Source organism: Pseudomonadota bacterium (genome assembly GCA_018823285.1).
Taxonomy (GTDB): Bacteria; Desulfobacterota; Desulfobulbia; order Desulfobulbales; family JAGXFP01; genus JAHJIQ01.
This window is the reverse complement of record JAHJIQ010000006.1, coordinates 50,439-71,341: the sequence shown is the minus strand read 5'-3', so window position 1 is coordinate 71,341 and position 20,903 is coordinate 50,439. Positions and strand designations below refer to the sequence as shown.

Annotated in this window: 21 protein-coding genes; 11 read left to right on the top strand and 10 right to left on the bottom strand. The window is 51.6% G+C overall.

Going from position 1 to position 20,903, the window contains the following annotated elements; genetic code table 11:
* Window positions 1-130 (top strand): phosphate transport system regulatory protein PhoU (locus tag KKG35_01930; protein MBU1736877.1); only part of this gene is annotated, 130 nt, incomplete at its 5' end.
* Window positions 131-152: 22 nt separating this feature from the next.
* Here KKG35_01930 and KKG35_01925 read toward each other — a convergent pair.
* On the bottom strand, window positions 153-413 hold the full coding sequence (locus tag KKG35_01925; GenBank protein ID MBU1736876.1) for a hypothetical protein: 261 nt from the start codon (window positions 411-413) through the stop codon (window positions 153-155).
* 233 nt (window positions 414-646) lie between these two features.
* Between KKG35_01925 and KKG35_01920 the strand changes: the two genes are divergently transcribed.
* The 10 genes from KKG35_01920 (at window position 647) to KKG35_01875 (ending at window position 13,240) form a co-directional block, all read left to right on the top strand.
* Window positions 647-2,044 (top strand): sugar transferase, encoded by a 1,398-nt coding sequence (locus KKG35_01920; protein MBU1736875.1) that lies wholly within the window; start codon window positions 647-649, stop codon window positions 2,042-2,044.
* Between the two features lie 56 nt (window positions 2,045-2,100).
* Window positions 2,101-4,506: a tetratricopeptide repeat protein gene (locus KKG35_01915; GenBank protein MBU1736874.1), complete on the top strand. Its 2,406-nt coding sequence runs from the start codon at window positions 2,101-2,103 to the stop codon at window positions 4,504-4,506.
* A gap of 46 nt (window positions 4,507-4,552) precedes the next feature.
* Window positions 4,553-5,173, top strand: a complete 621-nt coding sequence (locus KKG35_01910; GenBank protein ID MBU1736873.1) for a polysaccharide export protein — start codon at window positions 4,553-4,555, stop codon at window positions 5,171-5,173.
* 4 nt (window positions 5,174-5,177) lie between these two features.
* Window positions 5,178-6,350, top strand: coding sequence for a hypothetical protein (locus KKG35_01905; protein MBU1736872.1), 1,173 nt, complete (start codon window positions 5,178-5,180; stop codon window positions 6,348-6,350).
* A gap of 60 nt (window positions 6,351-6,410) precedes the next feature.
* Window positions 6,411-7,961 (top strand): chain-length determining protein, encoded by a 1,551-nt coding sequence (locus KKG35_01900; GenBank protein MBU1736871.1) that lies wholly within the window; start codon window positions 6,411-6,413, stop codon window positions 7,959-7,961.
* 74 nt (window positions 7,962-8,035) lie between these two features.
* Window positions 8,036-8,836, top strand: coding sequence for a CpsD/CapB family tyrosine-protein kinase (locus KKG35_01895; GenBank protein ID MBU1736870.1), 801 nt, complete (start codon window positions 8,036-8,038; stop codon window positions 8,834-8,836).
* Entirely contained in the window at window positions 8,832-9,260 is a 429-nt protein-coding gene (locus KKG35_01890) for an ATP-binding protein (GenBank protein ID MBU1736869.1), read from the top strand. Before KKG35_01895 ends, KKG35_01890 begins: the two co-directional genes overlap by 5 nt.
* Before the next feature lie 333 nt (window positions 9,261-9,593).
* A complete protein-coding gene (locus KKG35_01885; protein ID MBU1736868.1) occupies window positions 9,594-10,727 on the top strand; it encodes a glycosyltransferase family 4 protein in 1,134 nt (377 codons plus the stop codon).
* Window positions 10,728-10,823: 96 nt separating this feature from the next.
* Window positions 10,824-12,356: an EpsI family protein gene (locus KKG35_01880; protein ID MBU1736867.1), complete on the top strand. Its 1,533-nt coding sequence runs from the start codon at window positions 10,824-10,826 to the stop codon at window positions 12,354-12,356.
* A gap of 50 nt (window positions 12,357-12,406) precedes the next feature.
* Window positions 12,407-13,240: a hypothetical protein gene (locus KKG35_01875; GenBank protein MBU1736866.1), complete on the top strand. Its 834-nt coding sequence runs from the start codon at window positions 12,407-12,409 to the stop codon at window positions 13,238-13,240.
* A gap of 32 nt (window positions 13,241-13,272) precedes the next feature.
* On the opposite strand, the gene KKG35_01870 is transcribed toward KKG35_01875, so the two are convergent.
* The 9 genes from KKG35_01870 to KKG35_01830 form a co-directional block, all read right to left on the bottom strand.
* Window positions 13,273-14,682 carry a S8 family serine peptidase gene (locus KKG35_01870; GenBank protein MBU1736865.1) on the bottom strand — a complete coding sequence of 470 codons (1,410 nt, stop codon included), beginning with the start codon at window positions 14,680-14,682 and terminating at the stop codon, window positions 13,273-13,275.
* A 4-nt stretch (window positions 14,683-14,686) separates the two neighbouring features.
* Entirely contained in the window at window positions 14,687-15,313 is a 627-nt protein-coding gene (locus KKG35_01865; protein MBU1736864.1) for a hypothetical protein, read from the bottom strand.
* Window positions 15,303-15,812, bottom strand: a complete 510-nt coding sequence (locus KKG35_01860) for a hypothetical protein (protein ID MBU1736863.1) — start codon at window positions 15,810-15,812, stop codon at window positions 15,303-15,305. The genes KKG35_01865 and KKG35_01860 overlap by 11 nt, the downstream gene beginning before the upstream one ends.
* Before the next feature lie 12 nt (window positions 15,813-15,824).
* Complete coding sequence (locus tag KKG35_01855) at window positions 15,825-16,406, bottom strand: hypothetical protein (GenBank protein ID MBU1736862.1); 582 nt, start codon at window positions 16,404-16,406, stop codon at window positions 15,825-15,827.
* Window positions 16,407-16,520: 114 nt separating this feature from the next.
* Window positions 16,521-17,423, bottom strand: a complete 903-nt coding sequence (locus KKG35_01850) for a hypothetical protein (GenBank protein MBU1736861.1) — start codon at window positions 17,421-17,423, stop codon at window positions 16,521-16,523.
* Between the two features lie 45 nt (window positions 17,424-17,468).
* On the bottom strand, window positions 17,469-18,164 hold the full coding sequence (locus KKG35_01845; GenBank protein ID MBU1736860.1) for a hypothetical protein: 696 nt from the start codon (window positions 18,162-18,164) through the stop codon (window positions 17,469-17,471).
* Between the two features lie 46 nt (window positions 18,165-18,210).
* Window positions 18,211-19,761, bottom strand: a complete 1,551-nt coding sequence (locus KKG35_01840; GenBank protein MBU1736859.1) for a putative porin — start codon at window positions 19,759-19,761, stop codon at window positions 18,211-18,213.
* Window positions 19,762-19,793: 32 nt separating this feature from the next.
* A complete protein-coding gene (locus tag KKG35_01835) occupies window positions 19,794-20,462 on the bottom strand; it encodes a TonB C-terminal domain-containing protein (GenBank protein MBU1736858.1) in 669 nt (222 codons plus the stop codon).
* A 25-nt stretch (window positions 20,463-20,487) separates the two neighbouring features.
* Window positions 20,488-20,901: a biopolymer transporter ExbD gene (locus KKG35_01830; GenBank protein MBU1736857.1), complete on the bottom strand. Its 414-nt coding sequence runs from the start codon at window positions 20,899-20,901 to the stop codon at window positions 20,488-20,490.
* Window positions 20,902-20,903 lie beyond the last annotated feature (2 nt).

Genomic DNA, 20,903 nt, shown 5'->3' with positions numbered 1-20,903 from the left:
GGCGGTCACCGCCGGTCGGCATCTGGAAAGAATAGCCGATCACGCGACCAATATCGCTGAAGACGTGATCTATCTGATCGATGCCGAGATCGTCAGGCACACCCCTGAGGTTTACAACGAAGAACCGTGAATCAGTGGTTTCTTGCCCCCCCCTATGGGCGTACTGCCCGGACGTATCCTGATTCCGAACGCCGGTAGCCCCTGGTGATCTCGCAGATATCGCCGTCATCCTTCCAGGCTCCGGTCTGGGTGGAGCCTTCCTCGTCTTTAAACCAGTAATTCCCTTCCACCTTGATTCCCATGGCATCCGCCCTGGTGCCGGAACCGCCGAAATCGAAGGAAAAGTAGAAATCAAGCAGCTCTTCACTATCGATGGCGATCCATTTTAGAGCAACTTGCCCTGAGGGCCGCAATCCTGTGTGGACGGCAAATTGTCACCGGTTCATTCCGAAAACCTTTTTATGGGGTCCGGATTGGTTTCAGGTTCTGATCGAATTTAATTAAAGTTTAACTTTAAAAATACAATATCCTAATTCGCCTCATTTAAATAGAGAAGCTCTGAACATCAACATATATGGACGAGGTATGACGGGGGCAGGGACTCGTGAAATAAATTTACAGATGGTAGGGTCGGGGTTTTTTTCGAATGTTACAGCAACAGGTATATATCATCAATACCGGGTTAATGGCGGTCGATGCGATGTGCGTGATCGCATCCGGGTATGCTGCGTACTACCTGGATTATTATTATCGTGATTCATATACCGAAGGTTTTATCTTCATCACTTCGGTGATGGTAATCATCTTTGTCAATAATTACCTCCTGGGTCGATTTGAGCTGTATGGCGAAAAATCCCAGCTCTCGAACTTAAATATATTTCTGTCGGTCATCAAGGCGGGGATCATCCAGTTTCTCCTGTTAAATACTTTTGTTATAACCATCGGTTTTGAGGTTGACCCGAGGACATTCATCCTCATTTTTACGATTCTGACTTCCCTGTCCATAATCATGATGAGGTTTATGGCAAGGTTCCTGACCAGAAGTTTATCCGCTAAAAGGTTTCACAGCAGGCAGATCGTGATAGTCGGGAGCCAGGAGAGAAGGGGGATTGTTACCGATCTTCTGAAAAATCAGTTGAGCTGGGGACACGACGTCATCGGTTTTCTGGCTCTCGACGGGAAGGATCTAGGTCAGGAAAATGTTATCGGGATGCTTGAGGACCTGCCATCCCTCCTGAAATCCAGACCGATTGATGAAGTGGTTTTTGCCCTCAACGCTGATGTCAAACTTGATTTCGGCGGCTATCTTGACCTCTGCAGAAAAACCGGGACCCCGGTTCGCATTCTCCCTTCACTGTGGAGCCCTGCCGGCCCATCAGTTTCAGTGGAACATTGCCAGAACATCCCCTTTATCACCTTTAACATTGAAAGCTTTGATGCGCATGGACTGCTATACAAAAGAGGTCTGGACATCCTCGGAGGCCTTGTCGGCTTCATCATATTGGTGGTCATCTACCCTTTCATAGCAGTTGCAATTAAGCTTGATTCACCGGGTCCGGTAATATTTTCCCAGAAGAGAAAGGGGAAGCACGGGCGGACTTTTAATCTCTACAAGTTCAGGACGATGGGTGAGGATGCGGAGAAAATCAAGCGTGAGCTGCTTGCGCAAAACGAGATGGGCGGATTGATGTTTAAAATCGAAAATGATCCAAGGATAACCAGGGTCGGAAAATGGCTCAGAAAGACATCCCTTGACGAGTTCCCCCAGTTTATCAATGTCCTGAAGGGTGAGATGAGCCTGGTTGGAACGCGCCCCCCGACTCTTGATGAAGTTGAAAAATATCAGACGGAGCATCTGAAAAGAATCGCCGCGAAGCCTGGTATAACCGGAATGTGGCAAGTCTCAGGCCGTAACAAGATCACCGACTTTGAAAAGGTTGTTGCGCTTGATTGCAAATATCTTGATGACTGGCATTTTGTTGATGATCTGAAAATTTTGCTCAAAACAGTGTGGGTGATCCTGCTCAGAAAAGGTGCGGCGTAAGGTTGAGGATAGCCTTGTGAAGCGTTCCGATAATCCTGATCATATTGGTGAAGCAAATGACTATTAAAGCAAAAAAATATTTAAAACACTGTGGATGGCTGATCTTGCTTTTCATGGTTTTCGGATGTGCGAGTCCCGAGCAGAAGAGAGTCAAATTCTATGATCGGGGAATGAATTATTACACCCAGGGAGAGTATCAGAAAGCTGATATTGAATTCAGGAACGCCATGCAGATCGACCCCAAGTATACCGATGCATACTTCATGGCTGGAATGGTCGCACTGAAGGAAAATAATCCCCAGAAAGCTTTCCGGTACTTCATGAAAACGGTTGATCTTGATCCTGAAAATATCGAGGCACAGATTGAACTCGGGAAGATTTATCTCACCGCCAATGCAATCGACAAGGCATATGAAAAGGTCAATCTGGTCCTTGCCAAAGATCCGGCAAACCAAAAAACCCGGTTGTTGCATGCAGCCCTGCTGATCAAGCAGGGTAAAGTCGGTGAGGCACAGGATATTCTGAATAAACTTGAGAAGGACGGGAATGCCACCCCGGACCTCTATGTTCTCCTGGCCAACACGAATGAAAAAACCGCTGATGAAAAGAGCGCCATTGCGGTTCTTGAGGAAGGAATCGCGAGAAATCCCGATTCGATTCTGCTCCTTAAACTGCTCGCCGGGAAATATTCGAACCTGAACGATAATGATCGGGCCACAGAAATCCTGAAGAACATCATTGAACTTGAACCAGGAAACCCGGGGCATAAAATTTCCCTGGCCCATTTTTTCCGGAAGATTAACAAAAAAGCTGAAGCGGAAGAGGTCCTGAATGCTTTTTTGCAAGAAGATCGGGAAAACGATAAGCACTGGTCCGCAGTATCCCAGTTCTACATCGGGGAAAACGACATGGTCCACGCCGAGGAAATACTTGAAAAAGCGATTCAACTGAACCCGAAAAGTTACACCCTGCGATTTCACAGAAAAGAGTTGTACCTGCAGCAAGGAGAGATCGATAAGGCCATTGAGGCGCTGAAGACCGCTCTTACCCTTGATGACGACCCGGCCAATCCTGGTAATATCAGGGCTCATACCGAGCTTGCGGAAATTTACTTTCAGCAGGGGGACCTGGAACTTGCGGAAAAACATGTTGCCAAAGCGGTGGAAGAAAATCCGAAAAGTATCATGGGGCGTTTCACCAAGGGCAACATATACATGGCCAGGGGGCATGGTGAAAAAGCTGTTTCGGAATTCCGCTATGTGGTCAAGGAAAAGCCGGATTTCGTAGAGGGGCATATTCGGCTGGCAAGCGCACATCTTAGCGACCGACAGGTGGAATTGTCCGAAAACGTACTTAAAAATGCCCTCGAAGAGGTGGGGAGCAATCCGAGCATATTGTTGATGTTGAGTTCGATTGCCAAAAACCGAGGTGATTATCAGAGCGCGGAAAAATATCTCGAAGAAGTTGTTACAATGGCGCCTGACAGGATAGAGCCTCTCCTGGAGCAGGCGGCATTGTATGTTCTGAACGGCAAGGAAAGTCAGGCCCTGCGCATCTACGAGGGCATGGTCGACAAGATGCCCGATTTTGAGAGACCCTATATCCCGCTGGCAAATATATACCTGAATCGAAAACAAAATGACAAGGCATTGAAGTATCTCGAAAGAGGCTACGAGAAAACGGGATATTCTCCGGTAATCCTTGACTATTTGGTCAAAATCCATACCGGGATGAAGAATTTCGGAAAGGCTGAAAAACTCTGTACCGACCGGCTGGCCAGCCATCCGGATGATGTTGCGGCGATGGATATTCTCGGTCGTCTCTATCTGGCCCAGAAAAAATATGATCCCGCTGAAAAGATGTTTCAGGGGGCGATTGCAAACAGACCGGACTGGCAGGAGCCCTACAACAATCTGGCAACCCTGTATCTCCGCCGGGGACAGACAGAGAAGGCGATCGGAAAATATCGCGAGTCTCTGGACAAGAATCCCGGCAACTCGGCGGCCTATTTCGCGCTGGGGGTCATCCATGAGCAGAACGGCGAAATCGACAAGGCGTTGCGGACCTATGAGGACGGAATGAAGGAGCTGCCCGGGAACTGGCTGTTGGCGAACAATCTTGCCTTTCTGCTGGTCGAATATTCAGACAGTAAAGAAGGTCGTGAGCGGGCCCTTGAAGTTGCCCGCACGGCACTCAAGCTGAACCCTGGATCGGCAACAGTCCTGGATACGGTCGGTTGGGTATATCACAAAATCGGTCAACAGGACAAGGCCAGAGCCCATCTGGAGGAAGCATTGCAGAAGAATCCATTGCAGCCCGTTCTGAACTATCACCTGGGCATGGTCCTGCATGCCAGTGGTGAAAGAGAACTTGCCCGCATGCGACTTAAGACTGCGATTGAAAGTGAACAGGATTTCCAGGGTCTGGAAGAAGCGAAAAAAATATTCAAGCTTCTCTCCTGAGCCTCCGGAATCAAAACATGAACTTACATACATTAGGAGATATCTGATGCAGCAAGGGTTTTTACGGTCAATCATCATGTTAATCGGCGTGGTCCTGATTGCTTCGGGAAATCCCGCTTTGGCGCAACCGGAAACGAATGTTGTCACTGCCGATGACACCGCAGGGGAGACAATGTATCAGCCCGGGGATTATCTCATCGGGGCCGGAGACCTTCTCAAGATCATGGTCTGGAAGAATGAAGAAATCTCTCGAAGCCTGCCGGTCCTGCCCGATGGAACGGTTTCTGTTCCATTAATCGGCAAGATGACCGCAGCGGGGAAAAAGGTTGATCAGATCGAAGAAGAGATCAGGAAGAGACTCGGAGTGTATATCAATGCCCCGGTTCTCTCGGTCTCGGTAGAGAAGGTGAACAGTTTACTGATCTATGTGATCGGCAGGGTCAATGCACCGGGGATGTTCATCCTGAACAACAATATCAATATCCTTCAGGCGCTGGCCATGGCCAGAGGGCTGACCCCCTTCGCCGATGAAGACGACATCAAAGTCATGAGGCACACCGCCGCCGGACTGCAGATCCTGGAATTTGATTATGGTGAGGTGGTCAAGGGTGAAAACCTCGAACAGAATGTGATGCTGACCAGAGGCGACACCATAGTCGTTCCATAACCCGATGAAAAAACTGATAATGCTCTGCGTCCTGTCTGCAATTACAACTTTACTTCCGGTGGAGGATGCCCGGGCCGCAGCCTATGAAATAACCCCGGGTGTTGAGGCCAGGGAAGAATACAACGATAATCTGATCCTGGACGGTGTCGATACCGAAGGCGATTATATCTCATCGGTGATCCCTTCACTCAAGGTATCCCTGAGTACTGAAAGAACTGAAGCGGTCCTGAGTGGAAAATTCGATGCATACTGGTATGCGGATCACGATGAATACAATGCGGTTGATCGACAGGCATCCCTCGATTTCAGTCATGCCCTGTCGCGGGTTCTCACAACAGGGTTTACCGCTGAATACAAAAAAGACTCGAAGATCGACAGAGACCTGGAACTGACCGGGATGACCACCGGGACAGCGGTCCGCGAAAAGGAAAAATATTCCACCCGCCTCGATTGGAATACTTCGGAAATATCAACGATTAATCTGACTCTGGCCTACGATGAGGAAGATTATGACGATCCGGAGTATGTCGATTTTGTCTCAAGGTCGGTTTCCACCGGTTGGGCGCACGGCATCAGCAACCTGATCAACAGCACCGTTGGACAGGTTGCATGCACGTATACTGAATATGACTACCGGAACAGCACGATCTCCAATTCGCTGTTGTCGCTGGGGCTGGCCCATCAGCTCAATGAGCTCTGGGACCTTGGTTTCTCCCTGGGCCCGAATTACATCAGGACACATTACGGCACGGACAACGAAGAGCTTGAGGAAAAGTGGGGGACTTATATCTACGGTACTTTAAACAGGAAGGGTTTCTATAATAAATTTTCATCCGTTCTTTCCCGGAGTGAGGAAGCGGTTTCAGGACGTGACGGTACGGTCGACAGAATCACCTTCAAGCTTCTTTACGAACATAGACCCGCGAAGAAAATCCGGTACGGTGGAGTCTTCAGGTACTATCGCAACCGGAGCGATACCGGCTTTCATTCCCGCGATGTCAATGAACATCATTACCACGTGACTCCGCGCATATCGTATGAGATCAGGGACAACGTATTCGTGGAGGCGTCATATCTCTACACATTCATCAAGGACAAGGACGAAAGTCTCGACAAGGAACGAAATCAGGTCGCGATCAGACTTTACTGGTCGATGCCGGTTATTGGGCGGTTCTAAATATCTGAACCGTGGAAAACTCATCATCAACTTTTGGGGGAAGTTTTGGAAACTCTGAACATGAAATCATTGAAAGACTACCTGGCAATTCTGAAAAGAAGGAAATGGAGCCTGGCCATTCCTTTTTTCGTCATTCTCACCTGCTCGATACTGGTGGCGCTGTTTACTCCCCGAGTCTATAGAGCAACGTCCACCATCCTCATCGAGCAGCAGGAGATCCCGTTGGAATACGTGATGACGACGGTCACCAGTTTTGCCGAGCAGCGCCTGCAGGTGATCAATCAGAGGATCATGAGCGCGACCAGGTTGATGGCGATCATTGATGAGTTCGGTCTTTACGAAGACCTGAAAGATACCTGGACGAAAGAGGAGATTATCGAGCAGATGCGTGACGATATCGAGCTTTCGCAGGTCGATGTTGAAGTCGTTGACCGGCGAACGGGCCGACCAACGATTGCGACCATTGCATTCACCCTCTCCTACCAGGGGAACGACAACCCTGAGAAGATATACCGCGTTGCCAATGTCCTCGCATCTTTGTACCTGGAGGAAAACATCAAGGTCCGGGAAAAGCAGGTCCGGGAGGCGAGCGAATTCTTTGAAGACGAACTCACGCGGGTGAAAGCGGATCTTGCCCGGATGGAAGACACGATTGCGACCTTCAAGGAGGACCATGTCAACGAGCTCCCGGAACTTTTCCAGGTGAACATGCAGAGTATCAATAATGTCGAATTGAATATTGAACGAACTCTGGCGAGGCTCAGCAGCCTCAAGGAACGGGAGGGGGAGTTGCAGATTCAGCTGGCTTCAGTAGATCCGATACTTGAGGACAAGAGACGGCTTGAGGAACTTCAGGATAAGCTGCTCCACCTGCAGACGACTTTTTCAAAGGAATATCCCGATGTGATTTTATTGCGCGCTGAGATCACCGAACTGGAAGAACAACTTGAGCAAAAACTGAGCGACAAGGAAGCTGTGGGTCGACCGGACAACCCCGTCTATATCAACTTTGCAACCCAGCTCTCCGGAATCCGGACGGAGATCGGTTCACTGGAAAGGCAGATGACGGAGTATGAAAAGCAGAAGAATGAGTTCAATCGTCGGCTTGCCGCAACCCCGGCGGTGCAGAGTCAATATCAGGCCCTTCTCGGCGAAAGAGACAATACCCGGACCAAATATGACGATTTGATGGGCAAGTATATGGAGGCGAATGTTGCCAAGGGGCTTGAAAGAGAGCACAAGGGCGAAAGGTTCACCCTGATCGATCCGGCAGTGGTCCCTGAAAAACCCTACAAGCCAAATGTCTGGATGATCATTTTCATAGGTGTTGTCGTCGGGGGTATTACCGGCGTCGGGCTGGCTGTTTTCCGGGAACAGACGGACCCCAGCATCTGGAACATTGATTCGCTCACTTCATTGACGGATATCCCGGTACTGGCGATGATCCCGCAAATTGTGACTCAGGAGGATGCAAAACATTATAAAACCAGGAAATTGAATCTCGGCTTGGCGGTTCTGGTAATCGGTGTCTGCAGCTTACTTCTGGTTCATTTCTTAGTGATGGATATTGATATCGTGATGGCGAAATTTATGCGGCGTGTGGCCATATAGAAAAGGTCAAGCGCAGTAAACCGGAGAATCATTGACAGGCATATCCAAAATAATCGTGACAAAGGACGGAGAGAATGAAAATTCAGGCAACACTTGATAAGGCAAAGGCGAATCGGGGCAACATGTTTGCAGAAACACCCGGGCAAAAGGCAGCAGGCGGTGAAGACGGATCGGCATTTGACGCGGTGGTGAATCTGCCGGAATACAGTAAATCCCGCCACGTTCGCTTTGTTCCGGATGTCCTCGAGAAGAACCGGTGCGTCAGCATTTTCCCCGATGCCGAGGCAACGAATTCCTACAAGATGCTGAAAAAACAGATTCAGCAGAAAACCGAGGGGGATCGCAAAAATACCATCATGATCACCGGGGTGAGAGAAGGTGACGGCTCCTCCCTGACCTCGGCTAACCTGGCCGTGACCTTTGCCAGGGAACTCCATCAGACCGTCCTGCTGGTTGATTGCGACCTTCGCAGCCAGAAGATCCATAAATGCTTCGGGTATGAATCACGGATGGGTCTTGCCGATTATCTGACGGATAACAAGGCCCTTTCCGAACTCATCGTCTGGCCGGGGATAGAAAAGCTTACGGTCATCTCAGGCGGCCAAGATCTTCCTGACAGCACCGAATTTCTCGGATCAAAACGAATGGGACACCTGGTTGATGAAATGAAGAACAGATACGAGGAACGTTATGTCCTGTTTGATGTGCCGCCGGTGCTGGACAGGGCTGATGCCTTAGCATTTTCCCCCTTTGTTGACGGCATTGTTATGGTTGTTTCCGTCGGCAAAACATCACGCAGGGACATCAAGAGGGCCCTCGGGCTGTTCGACCGGGAGAAAATTATCGGTCTGGTCCTGAACCGGATAACGCATTGAGCCGGATGCCCCGGAAAGTGCAGTTTGTCGCTCAGTATACAACAACCATGATCAGAACCGGTTCATCGACTCGATTCGCAATGAATTCTCGCTGGAGGCCGACGAACCCGGCAAGGTGAAAAAACTGGAAATCATTCACGACTTTCTCCGGCGAAGATACAAGGGTGGTGCGGCAACATTTCTGATCATTGATGAGAACCGGAGCCTTGCGGATGATCTCCTTGAGGAGATCAGGATGCTTTCAAATCTCCAGGAAGGGGGGCAGCATCTGCCCAACATCATCCTGGTGGGACAGCCGGGACTGAGAATGAGGGTAGACAGCCGGAAATTTTTGCACCTCTCCCAGCGGATTTCTGTCCGCTTTCACTTTACAGCAGAGACATTTGCTTCTGAAAAAACAGTGTACTCCGAGGTGGTCAAGTAATCCCCGCTGCCTCTATTGTTTTGTACCCCTGTTCCCTCCCCGGCATCACCGAAGCATCCCTGAATTCCTGCGGATAATTCTTCCTCTTCCCTGCCATTGCCCACTTCCTCGTGTGGATCTCCTCCACTCTTGAGAAAGTGTCTGTTTATTTCCTGCCGCAGCAAAGGGTCCTCCGAGCTTGCCGAGGGTTAGAACGGACAGAAAATTAACGATAAATGTTCAGAACGTTAACCAATATTGAACACAAGGAAGATAGAAATGAGTCTCATAGCCTGTCTACTCGTTGCGATAACTGAATCTTATAATGCCGCACAAGCCTATTGGGACAACCGTATGAAAATTTATGTCGCTGGTACTCGAGGAGTTCCGGATATCCCGGGAGGAGTTGAGAGTCATTGCCAAAAACTCTATCCGTTGCTTTTCAAAATGGGCCATGAGGTTATCGTGGCCAACAGGTCGTCTTATGTCCGGAAAGATCTCAGGGAGTGGTCCGGGATCAGACTGGTAAGGATTTATGCGCCCCGGATCAAGGCATTAGAGGCCATTGTCCACACCTTTCTCGCTGTCCTCCACGCTCGCCTTGTCAGCCCCGACATCCTGCACCTCCATGCGGTCGGACCGAGTCTTTTTGTGCCACTGGCCAGACTCCTCGGACTGAAGGTTGTGGTAACCAACCATGGTCCCGATTATGACCGGCAGAAATGGGGGGCGCTGGCCAGGAAAATATTGAAGTTGGGGGAATATCTAGGAGGGCGTTTTGCCAATGAGGTCATCGTTATTTCCAGGGTGATAGCCGGTATTGTCAGTGATCGATGCAACAAGGAAAGCAATCTCATCTGGAATGGGGTCGAGGTCAGGGGAAAAAGTCATGATACCGGTTTCCTGAAAAGCATCGGGGTGGAACCTGAAAGGTATATCCTGGCGGTGGCGAGGCTTGTCCCCGAAAAAGGGTTGACTGATCTTGTTGAGGCGTACGGGAAACTTGATACGGTCTGTCGGCTGGTCATTGCCGGCGATGCCGACCATGGCTCGGATTATAGCGCCGCCTTGAAACGGCGCGCTGCAGAGGACGGCAGAATTGTGATGCCCGGATATGTGACCGGCGACGACCTGAATCAAATATTCAGTCATGCCAGGCTGTTTGTTCTTCCTTCATATCATGAGGGGCTGCCCATTGCATTGCTGGAAGCAATGAGCTACGGACTGCCGGTCCTGGTTTCCGACATTCCGGCCAACATTGAAGTCGGTCTCGAACAGGACCGGTATTTCAGGACCGGGGATGTCGATAATCTGCGAGAAATGATGGCCGCGCATCTTGAGGTTGCGGTGCGCGAATCGGAGAGGGCGGAAATGATTGATCAGGTCAGGCGGTGCTATAACTGGCGCCGGATTGCCCACCAGACTCTGTATGTTTATGAGAAAGCGCTCTCAAGGCCCTGCCTGGGAGAACAGGCTGTTTTATCGTAAACTCAACTTTCCGACTTGCCTGATATGGTATTGGTTTGCGGTCATGAAATGGCTGAAATACGACGATGGTGATCAGAATTAAATTTGAGGGCTGTTTTGAAATCCCAAGTACCCGTCGAGAAAAAAAATCTCGTTGAAATGCTTTTTCCCGGCCTCATCTTCCTGTCGTTTGCGGTCGGTTGCTGGTCGTCAATTGAGAAACTCCTTGTTCGCTGGAACACCGGCGATGACGACTATTGTTTTCTGGTCCTGCCGTTATTCGTCTATCTGTGCTGGGAAAAGAAAGATCATTTTCGGTTCAACGAGTTTTCGTGGTGGCCACCGGCGGTCATCCCGGCGCTCACCGCTGCGCTCTTTATTTTCATCGGCGAACTCGGTTCGGTGGAGACGCTCCTCTATGTTGGGTTATGGATGGGCATGGTCAGTGTTGTGGCGCTCCTCTACGGAAAAAGAATCGGGAATCTTGTTTTTCCCCTGGTGATCCTGTCATTTATTGTCCCGCTTCCTCCGTATATCAATAAGATGCTGACCTTCAATCTGAAGATGATCTCAAGTTCCCTTTCAGTCAATCTGCTGCGGCTGACCGGCACCAGTGTCTTCCAGGATGGCAACATCATTGATCTTGGGGTGCAGCAACTCCAGGTGGTCGATGCGTGCAGCGGTCTTCGCTATGTGATGCCGATGTTTCTGATGTCATTGCTGATCGGACATTTCTTTGTCAGCGGCTGGTGGCGGCGGGCAATAATTGTGGCCCTGGTACTGCCGATATCAGTGGGCATAAACAGTATCAGGATTCTGGTGACCGGTGTTCTGATCGTAAACGGGCATGCGGAACTGGCTGAGAATTTCTTTCACGATTTTACCGGACTGCTCATATTTCTGAGCGGGGGGATCGGCCTCTTCTTCTGCGCATTGCTTCTTAAAAAGATCGGGTCGGAGCAGAAAGTGGTCCCCACAGCGGACAAGGGTGGGCGTAACCGCAGTCTCTCCCTGAAATCAGCCTTGACCGCGATCTTCCTCCTGATATTTCTCGGCAGCGGATTCATGTTGCAGAGGGTCCCCCATCTGTTGACGTCTCCGGAAAGGAAAATGTTTGACGACTTCCCGATGGTGGTTGGGGAATGGGAGGGGGAGCGCCGGTATCTCTCCAAGGAAATCATGAACGAGCTGTGGGCGGATGACTATATCAACGGTGTTTTCACCAGGAAGAAGGACCCCCGGCAAAAAATATATCTCCTGATTCCCTACTACCGGTATCAGGGAACACGCCACACCGCTCATGCGCCGCAGTCCTGCCTGCTCGGAGGCGGGTGGTCGATGGTGGATTCCGGAAACGTGGGGGTTAAGGTAACCGATGACCAGATGATCACCATCAGAACCATGACCCTTAAGAAAGATGACTACAATATGCTCGGATCCTATTTCTTCTTGTCCGGCGGCAAGATCATCACGAGCCCCTGGCTTCATAAGGTGCATCTGATCTGGAGCGCAATGACCAGGAGCCGGACCGATGGCGCTCTTGTCAGGGTTGAGGTGGTCGGGGCCGAGGACCTCAATGAGTCGCGGGACGCCCTCGACGGTTTTCTGGTCTCACTCTGGCCTTTGCTCGCAGAGTATGTGCCTGACTGATCAGGCCTGGCCCCAAAAAAAATACAGAAAACAGAAGGAGCAGTGAGTGCATGTTCAGAAAGACCCTGTATTTGTTGGTATTGTTGATGGCTTCGGGCTGTGCAATGGAGAAGACCTATTTCGTTTATGAACGACCAGAGGCCGATATCTGTTTGGGTGAAGGGAACCGGGAGATGGTCCTGGTCGATTCCGCAGGAGATTCATACTCGGTCTACCGTTCACGGACCAGTTTATTCATTGCCGGGACCGAGGAGGGAAGGACGCAGCTCCTGGAAGATGGAGTCTTCGCAAGCAGCAGAAAGCTTGACAAGGCGGGGCCGCTCGGGGAAACGGTTTTTATTGAGGCCGATGAAAACGATCCCTCCCTGTTCTCCCGATTGGAAAACACTTTCAACGAATCACCCAAGCTGCTCAAGCATTGGTCCGATTCATATTTTTTCTGGAAGTATCATGAACGTTTTTTCGTGATCGGGAACTTCTATACCAACAGGATGTTTGCCTCGTTGAAGCATCTCCCGTACACCAAAACGCTTTTCGATGCCGGACCAAACGGTGAGACCGTGGTTTTCGAGGTCAACGTGAAGGACCCTGACTTTGTCACCAGGCTGGTCGAGGAACATCAACTGCGCAACCCGGAACTGATCATCAGTTCGTGTGCCGACTATTTTGTCTGGCGCTACCGAAATAGGCTGTACGTTCTCGGCTCGGTGAAGAGCAGCAACAGCTTTGAAACCATGAACTTCCTCAGGCACAGCAAGGCCTATCTCGGGGCCGGGCCGAATGGGGAAACCGTGGTCTTCGAGGATGACAAGAGCAATCCCGCATTGCTTGAGCGCCTGACCGGGAGGTTCTTCAAAGAAATTTGTGAAGACCGGTCGGAATAACCGATTCATTCAACAGTTCGACCAAAATGGTTTTAAGCCCGGACATTTTTTTTCCGTAGCGTTCTTCCGGCCGAGGCTGCGATCAGTCCGCCGAAGGCGAGAATTCCCCAGATGGGCAACATTGGTATCTCGTCGTAAGTGTATGGCTCAAGCGCTGCATAAAGGTCCAGGCGCGGAGTGGTGACGCCGCTTTTCGGATCGGTCACCGGGATCCCGGTCAGGACCAGACGGTATACCGCATCGGAGGTGCTCAAACCGGGAAAGGCCGATTTTACTATGGCCAGCGCACCGGCTACATGGGGAGCGGCCTGCGAAGTCCCGCCCATAGTGGAACCTCCGGCAGTGATCAAGGCTCCCGGGGCCAGGATGTCGAGGTAGGAAGCGCTGTTCGAGAAGCATGGGACCTGGTCGGCTTGTGTTGTGCTGTCGGTGCAGACTGACCATTGTCGCCCTCCGATATTGTTGTCATAAACGGCGCCGACGGAGACGATGTCCGGGGTACAGGCCGGTCGCGACAGGCCGTTGGTATAATTCTCGTTGCCGGCTGAGGCGACCAGAATGATTCCCGCCGCTGTCGCCGATTGGGCCGCAGAAACATAGGGATTGGTGAAGCGGTTGGAACAGGCCGTGGCATATTCGACCCCGTTGCCGAGGCTGATGTTGAGCGCCGCGATGTGATAGGTGGTCTGGTTTTCAATGGCCCAGTTGATGGCGCCGAGGACGTAAACGTCCGATGATGACAAACCGTCAAAAACGTCAAGCGCGATGACCCCTGTCTTATCCGCTGTTCCGACAACGATCCCGGCCACATTGGAACCGTGGCCATGGGCGTCCGGAGTATGGTCTTCCGGCGCGATGTCCACATTGGCGACCACCCGGCAGTCGGCCGGCACTCCCGGCGCAGTGCATGATCCGAAAGCGGACCGGGTGAAATCAACCCCGGTATCGACTATCCCGACGGAAGTGTTCTCACCGGTGAAACCGTAATCGAATGTCGAGGGTCGACGGAGAAGGGGGATGCTTTCCGCAAGGTGCAGGTGAAGAGGGGTGTTTTCAAAGACCGCCTGCACGCCCGGTATAGTATCGAGTGCCTGCAAGGCCTCAAGAGAAGCAAATTCCAGATGGGACAGCGGCAGCTGGGAGTAGTCTCTCAATGTCCGGAATTTGCCGGGCGGCAGCTGTTGCAACGCGTTCAGTTTGACCTGTTTCAGCCTCATTTTGCGAAGAGATCTCCCGGCGGGAGAACGGGGACTCTCTACGCCCGTATCATCAAAAAGAACTATGAGGTCCCTGATCTCTCCGTCCGTTATCCGCTGAATGACCTGCGGTGGAAACTTTCCGGAAAACTTGAAGGTATTCATTGCGGCATGTCCCGGGTAAACCTTGCCGGAAAGAAGGATGAAGAGCGTGCAGGTTACGGAGATCAAGATTTTTGCCTGCATTGTTTCAGTTCCCCGACCGGTTCCTGAATCTGCCGGCTTGAATGGCCGGAACAACCGGCAGAATCGCGGTTATGAAAGAGAGCGCCGGGCGGCCGCCCCCGTTCAGGAAGTGCATCCAGAGGACCGACGGTGAAACCTGAACGTTTCCGTCCGGAATACGGCTGTGCAGAAGCTCCTCCATGCTGCCGAGCAGAACCGGCGGTATATCGAGGCACTGGACCAGAATAAAGCCCGTGAGAAGCGCTGCAAAAAGCGGACATTTCCCAGGCAGGGAAGTGAGCGATGTGGCGCCTATGGTGAGAAACACCACAAGGTGCTGCATGGCGTTGCCGGCAAGGGTTGAGCCGGTGAGAACCGTTCCGGGGAAAAATTGTGGAGACCGTTCCGGAAAGGGAGCGATCAGCTCTGCCTTCAAGCAGATGCTTTGTTCAATTCCGTTGTTCTGCACATATAAAGAGACGGCCTGGAAATGGTCGGTGAACAGGGGCAGAACCGATTTATACAATGGGAGAAATATCTGCACCATGAGATCCCCGGCCACAAAAGTTGCCAGGAGCGCCAGGGGGAAAAATATGAGAACCTTTCCGGTGAGGGTATTCTCTGCCGGGGACGGTATGCGATCAGGCTGCATCGGTCTCAACGGGGGTGACATTATCGGACCACCAGAGAAAATAAAGGGTGCCGATGGCAAGAATCAGGGTCGGCCAGACATAGCCGTGCAATAGTGAAAAGAGAGGCTTTTGTTGTCTGAGAGTGAAAAAAAGGGAGACAACCCGCATGAGGTTTAGGCTCTCCATGAGGAGCAGGCCTGCCGATACCCCGACAAGCTTCTTCCACAACGAAGCCTGGTAAGAGAGGATGCCACAGGTAATCAGCAGAAATCCTTCGATCCCCTCACAGCCGTTCAGAATTTTAAGGCCGGTATTTCTGGACAGAATCTGCAGACCGCTGACGAGGATTTTTTCATCGGGGATCAGGATCCCGATCAGAAAGGCGCCAGGTTTGACGGTGATCAGGTGAATGAATGACAGGTATGTCCCGGACCCTCGTATCGAGGATATGAACAGGAGCTGGAAGAGGATGAAAAGGCAAAGGAAGATGCCAAGAAAAGTGAACCATTGCTTTTTCATGGGCATCCCCGTTCATGGTCTTAAAACAGCTTCCGGCTGGTGGAGTGAGGCCGCTCGAATGGCCTGGGAACGGTTTTCAATTTCATCCAGCCGGAGCTGAGCCAGGATCTGATACCGATCATACTTTTTGTCGCCGAAGGTGCTGATGATCTCCCTGTAGGTGAGCAGGGCATCGGTTTTGTCGGAATAGGTCATCTGGACATCAGCGTATTGCATCATCATCTCGAACAGTCGACGGTTCCCCATTTCCACGTTGTCCCCGGTGTGTTTCCAGCGGTGATAGGAGATGCCTTCCGGGTAATATCGCTGCAGCTCATGAAGTTTCCGTGCCCGCTCAACATAGAGCTTTGCTTCAGAGATCACATGGGGAATTTTCTTCAGGCAGACTACATCATTGGCGAGAACGAACCCTTCAACCAGATCATTGAATTCCAGGTGTAATTCGGAAATTGTCTTATGGATTCTGGTGGATTCACTGATGACGGGATCCGAAGAGAGCAGGCTTTTGTTCATCCCGGCGCAGCCGCTGGATAAAATGGAAACGAGCAAAAGTGATGCAGTGATTTGTATCAACCCGAGACTCTTTTTAAGCATTTGTTCACTCCGATGATTGTTTGCAATGAATCGTACTGCCGGAATATTAATTTTCAGTTAAAAGTGAATGAAATTTCACCATCTCCACGTTCTTTAAAATGACGGGGCGCCCGCTTATTTCTCGAGTGTTTCGAGTTCCTTGACGTAGGCAAGGAGGATATCCTTGTCGTGCTGCACCTGGCGGGGGTCTTTCAATTTGGTCCATTCCGCATACCATTTATCCGAATAGCCACTCTTGATATTCTCTTCCAATCGGGCGATCTGGCTGTAGATGAAGTTGATCCGGTTGGTGGTCTTCTGATCGGTCGGGTCCTCTTCCGGAAAATCGATCGAGATGTCCGGAACCTCATGGTTTGTGGCCGGAACGGCCGATTTTTCCCGGAAGGAAGCGGCCAGGGTTCCCGACGAAAAGGTTGTGGCGGATGTCCGGCCGGGGCTCAGTGCGGTAGACGGATCGGCATTGGTTCCGGTGGGAACGGCGGAAACGAGAGGGGTCGACACCCCGGTCAGCCGGGCGTGCCGGTTTCCGGCCTCTGTCGAGGGATGACTCCGGAGAACGGCGGCGGTTTGCGGCTTTCCCGCCCCGGAGAATGTCCGTCCGGGTTTTCCCGGTTTTATTTGCCCCGTCATCTCCGGAATGTTCCCGTCATAAGAGGGGGCGAAGGCGTCCAGTCTCCCCCCCCGATCGTTGAACGGGAACACGACCACGAAGTTGTATCCTTTCAAAAGGCTGTTGAGGACCTGGGTGATTGTCCAGTCCTCTGCCCGAATTGATACCCGCTCGTGATTGAATATCCGGGTGTCGGTATATATTTCGATATCCGTCAGACCGGCGAGTTCTTCCAGGAGTGAAATTAGCGGGGCTGAATCAGCTGCAATGTCAATGAGATTGTTGCTCACAGCCATCTGCAACGCATCTTCCGAGTGGTTGGTCCGGTGGGGTTTGCCATGCGCGCCAGGCCCCGGAATGAGCAGGGTTACAAGGAGAAAGGCGCCAATGGATAGATATCTCTTCATCTTTCGTTCTCCGTCCGGATTGAAACCGGAACCGGTCAACCCGGGCTATTGTTCCAGTCTTTCCCGGTCGATCACGTCCCGGTACTCCTGGACCAGCTGTTCGAGTTCGACCATCTTTCGGCCGGTAAAAGGTTCAGTGGTCGTTATCGCCTTGACCACGCCCTTGTTCTTGTATTGTTCAATCAGTTCCTCGCCAAGATCGGCCAGGGCGTTGTTGTTCCTCCGGCAGCGTTTGTGCAGGTGCTCTTCCCGGTTCAGCGAGGACTGGAGGATCGCCTTTCTTTCGGTGAGTTCGGCGATCGTGTCGTTTCTTTCCAGAAGCTCTTTTCTGCTCTTTTCCTGGAGTTCGAGATACTGGGTTTTCAGGGTGGCAAACCGTTCCTTGTGCTGTTCAATGACTTCGCTATACCGTGTTTTGTTTTCCTCGATCCGTGCATTCAACGACTCGATCTGAACAGCCAATTTGCTTTTCTCAGTTTCCAGGCCGGCAATATCCGTCTGCAGGGCGGCGATCCGGCTCTCCGCCAGCTGTTTTGTCCGCAGCATTCCCTCGGCCAGGGCGCGTTCGGTGCTGTATTTCTTTTTCAGAAGATCTGCTTTGGCTTCGGATTTATCCAGTTCATGCCGCAGGGTGTTATTCCCCTGTTTGAGGGTATGGTTCCCGTAGCCGAGATAGCCGATGCCCCAGATATTTATTGCCGCAGCAAGTATCCAGATGATGATTTTTTTGGTCCGGGTCATTTTTCAGCTCGTAATAGAAGTAGTCGTGGATTGAGACAGCCGATCATCAGAATCTGGCATTGAGGTTGACCTGCAGGGTATCGACCGAAAACTGCGGACCGGCGATTTCATCACTGGTGAGCCATTTTCCCGAAAACCAGAAGTTCGGCGCGAGACCGACATCCAGGCCGATTGACCACCCTTTGGCGTTGGTCCCTCCGAGGTGAAAGTCGGAGTCGGTGAAGGCATCAAGGACCGCGTCCGCTTCGAGATACTTATAGGTAAAGGTGGTTTTCCAGTCGCCGAGTTCCCGCATTTTCAGATGTCCGGCAGTGAAGACGAACTGGTACCCCTCGATTTCTTCCGGAACCGAAAGCCCCGTCCTGGCGAGGATTTCCTCATGGTCGTAGGCGAGGTTCTTTACATAGTTGCCGGTCAATATGATATGGACCGGCTCGAAAAGGCTGATATCCAGGGATGAGATGATATCGAGTTCGTCATAATCCATGGCGAGGGCGATTTTGACATTGTCGTTGCCGGGGAGCGGATTGATGTCAAATATGGCATTACCCTTCTGCTGGAAGGGTGGTGCGGTATAATCGTTCAGGGTGTTGCCCGCGGTATTCATTTTTCCTTCGATATTATGGTAATCATAGTATCCGACTCCCAGGGTGAAGGTGAAGAAAGACAGCTTTTCATAGGAATAGCCGACCTGCCCGGCGAAAAGCCATTTGTCCTTCTGGGTCAGTTCAACTTCCTGAAGGGGAAAGGTGCCGAGATTGATATAGGTTTTTGAGGTCAGGGTCACCGGGATCATTGCAGTAGTCGCGAGACCTTCGAAATGCAGATCACCGTCCCAGACAAGATCGGTTGCCATAAAGGGATTCGGCATTCTCCCGCCCTGGAAATGCCAGTCGCCGGTCCAGAGATTTGTCTCAGGAACAAGGTCCCATTTCAGGTAGGCGCGATCAAGGGTAAGCGAGTCTTTGTTGGAATAGTCTCCAAGGGTGTCGTTTGTTGAAACCGGATCGCTCTCGTTGCCGGTTGCAAGTCTTATCTCGGTCGTGACCTGATTGTTGATCTTGCCGGTAACGCCGAGCCTCGACCTGTAGCGGAAACGGTGTCGGTCATGGGTGCTGTTCAGCGGGGTGGTTGGCTCACTTGGCGAGAGAAAATCCGCATTGCTGTCGGCAAGGTAGTCCGCCTGGTAACGGAGCCTGATGTCACCAGCAATCTTCAGCCTTTTCGCCCAGCCGGGAACAGAGGAGGTATAGGCCTCTACTTTTATCTCCCGTGCCAGCTCGTCTTTGATCTCGTTTTTGATCTTTCGGCCGACATCTTCCTCGATATTCCGGACCACATGATCGGTGATCTCTTCCAGATAACGGTCGGCGTTGGTGATCACCGGGGTGACGGCCTGAGCCTGGCCGCCACTGTTGCGCAGGATCAGCTTTTCAGCCTCCTGGTCGCTGATGATATTTTTTTCCTTCAGCAGTTCGATCAATGCGTGAGGATCAAGGGCGTTTTTCTCATTTTCAGCGCCATTGGCCAAGGTGAATACCATCAATAAAGAGAGGCCTGCAACAAGACCTCCGACAACCAGCTTGTGATGAAACATTTGCTTTAGCGCTCCTTGGTAGTTTTGTAAAATCAGCTCTTTGAGGAGATGCTGAATTTCATGGTTTTCGGCATTCCGGGCGGTGGCGGCTCGCTGATCTCGGCGGTCTGCAGGGTATTTTCAACAGCGGCGTCCATCTTCCGGTTGCCCGATGGGCTGATGATCCGGTAATCGATGATCCGACCGTTCCCGTCGATGGTCACTTTCACAGTTGCCTTAAATTCTCCGTCGGGAAGACCGCCGGCCTTCTGGATGATCTCGTTGAAAATTTTTTGCAGGTCGGTGCTGTAGAGGCTCGTGTACCATTTGTACACCTCCTCACTGCCACCGATAATCGACTGGCCTCCTTTCTTGGCGCGCAGACCGAAATTATCACCACTGCCGGTGGCATCCGTATCAAGGCCGAGTTCATCGCTTGACGGCATGTCCTCCATGGAGTCGTCGATCTCGTCGGCGACCGCCTCTTCCGGTTTTTCTTCGATAACCTCCTCCTTTTTCTCAGGTTCGGGAGGCGGTTCGACCTTCGGGGGAGGCGGTGGAGGCATCAAGGTTACCACCTGGATACGGCGCTTGTCCTGCCGACGGTCATCGACCATCAGCTGTTTGAGCGCCAACCCGCTCAGCACGACGAGCAGGATGGCGATGCCGCCGGCCATCAGCCAGATCTTTCGTTTGCCTTTTTTTTGTTTTTTCGTATCCATCGAATCCGCACTGTCCCCGTCGGGCTTACTTGACGATATTCTGGGTCACCAGACCCAGCTGAGAGATTTCGAGCCTCTGGATCACATCCAGGACCGCAATTATTTTCCGGTACTGGACTTCGGCGTCTCCCTTGACGATCACCGGCAGGTCGGGATCGGCGGCCTTGTACTGGCGAAGCGCCGATTCAAGCTGGTCGATGGTTACCGGATAGGCATCAAGATATATCTGGCCGCCGGACTGGATAGTGATCGCCTTGGTCTTCGGTTTCTCAAGACTCGGAGTTTCGCTCGCCTGCGGCAGGTTGACCTTGATGCCTTGAACCGAGGCGGTGATCGCGATGATAAACACCACGAGCAGGGTCCAGGCGAGATCAAGCAGCGGGGTGACGTTGATCTCGTCGTAGGCCTCATTGTCGCTATAGACATTTCTTCTTCGCATCA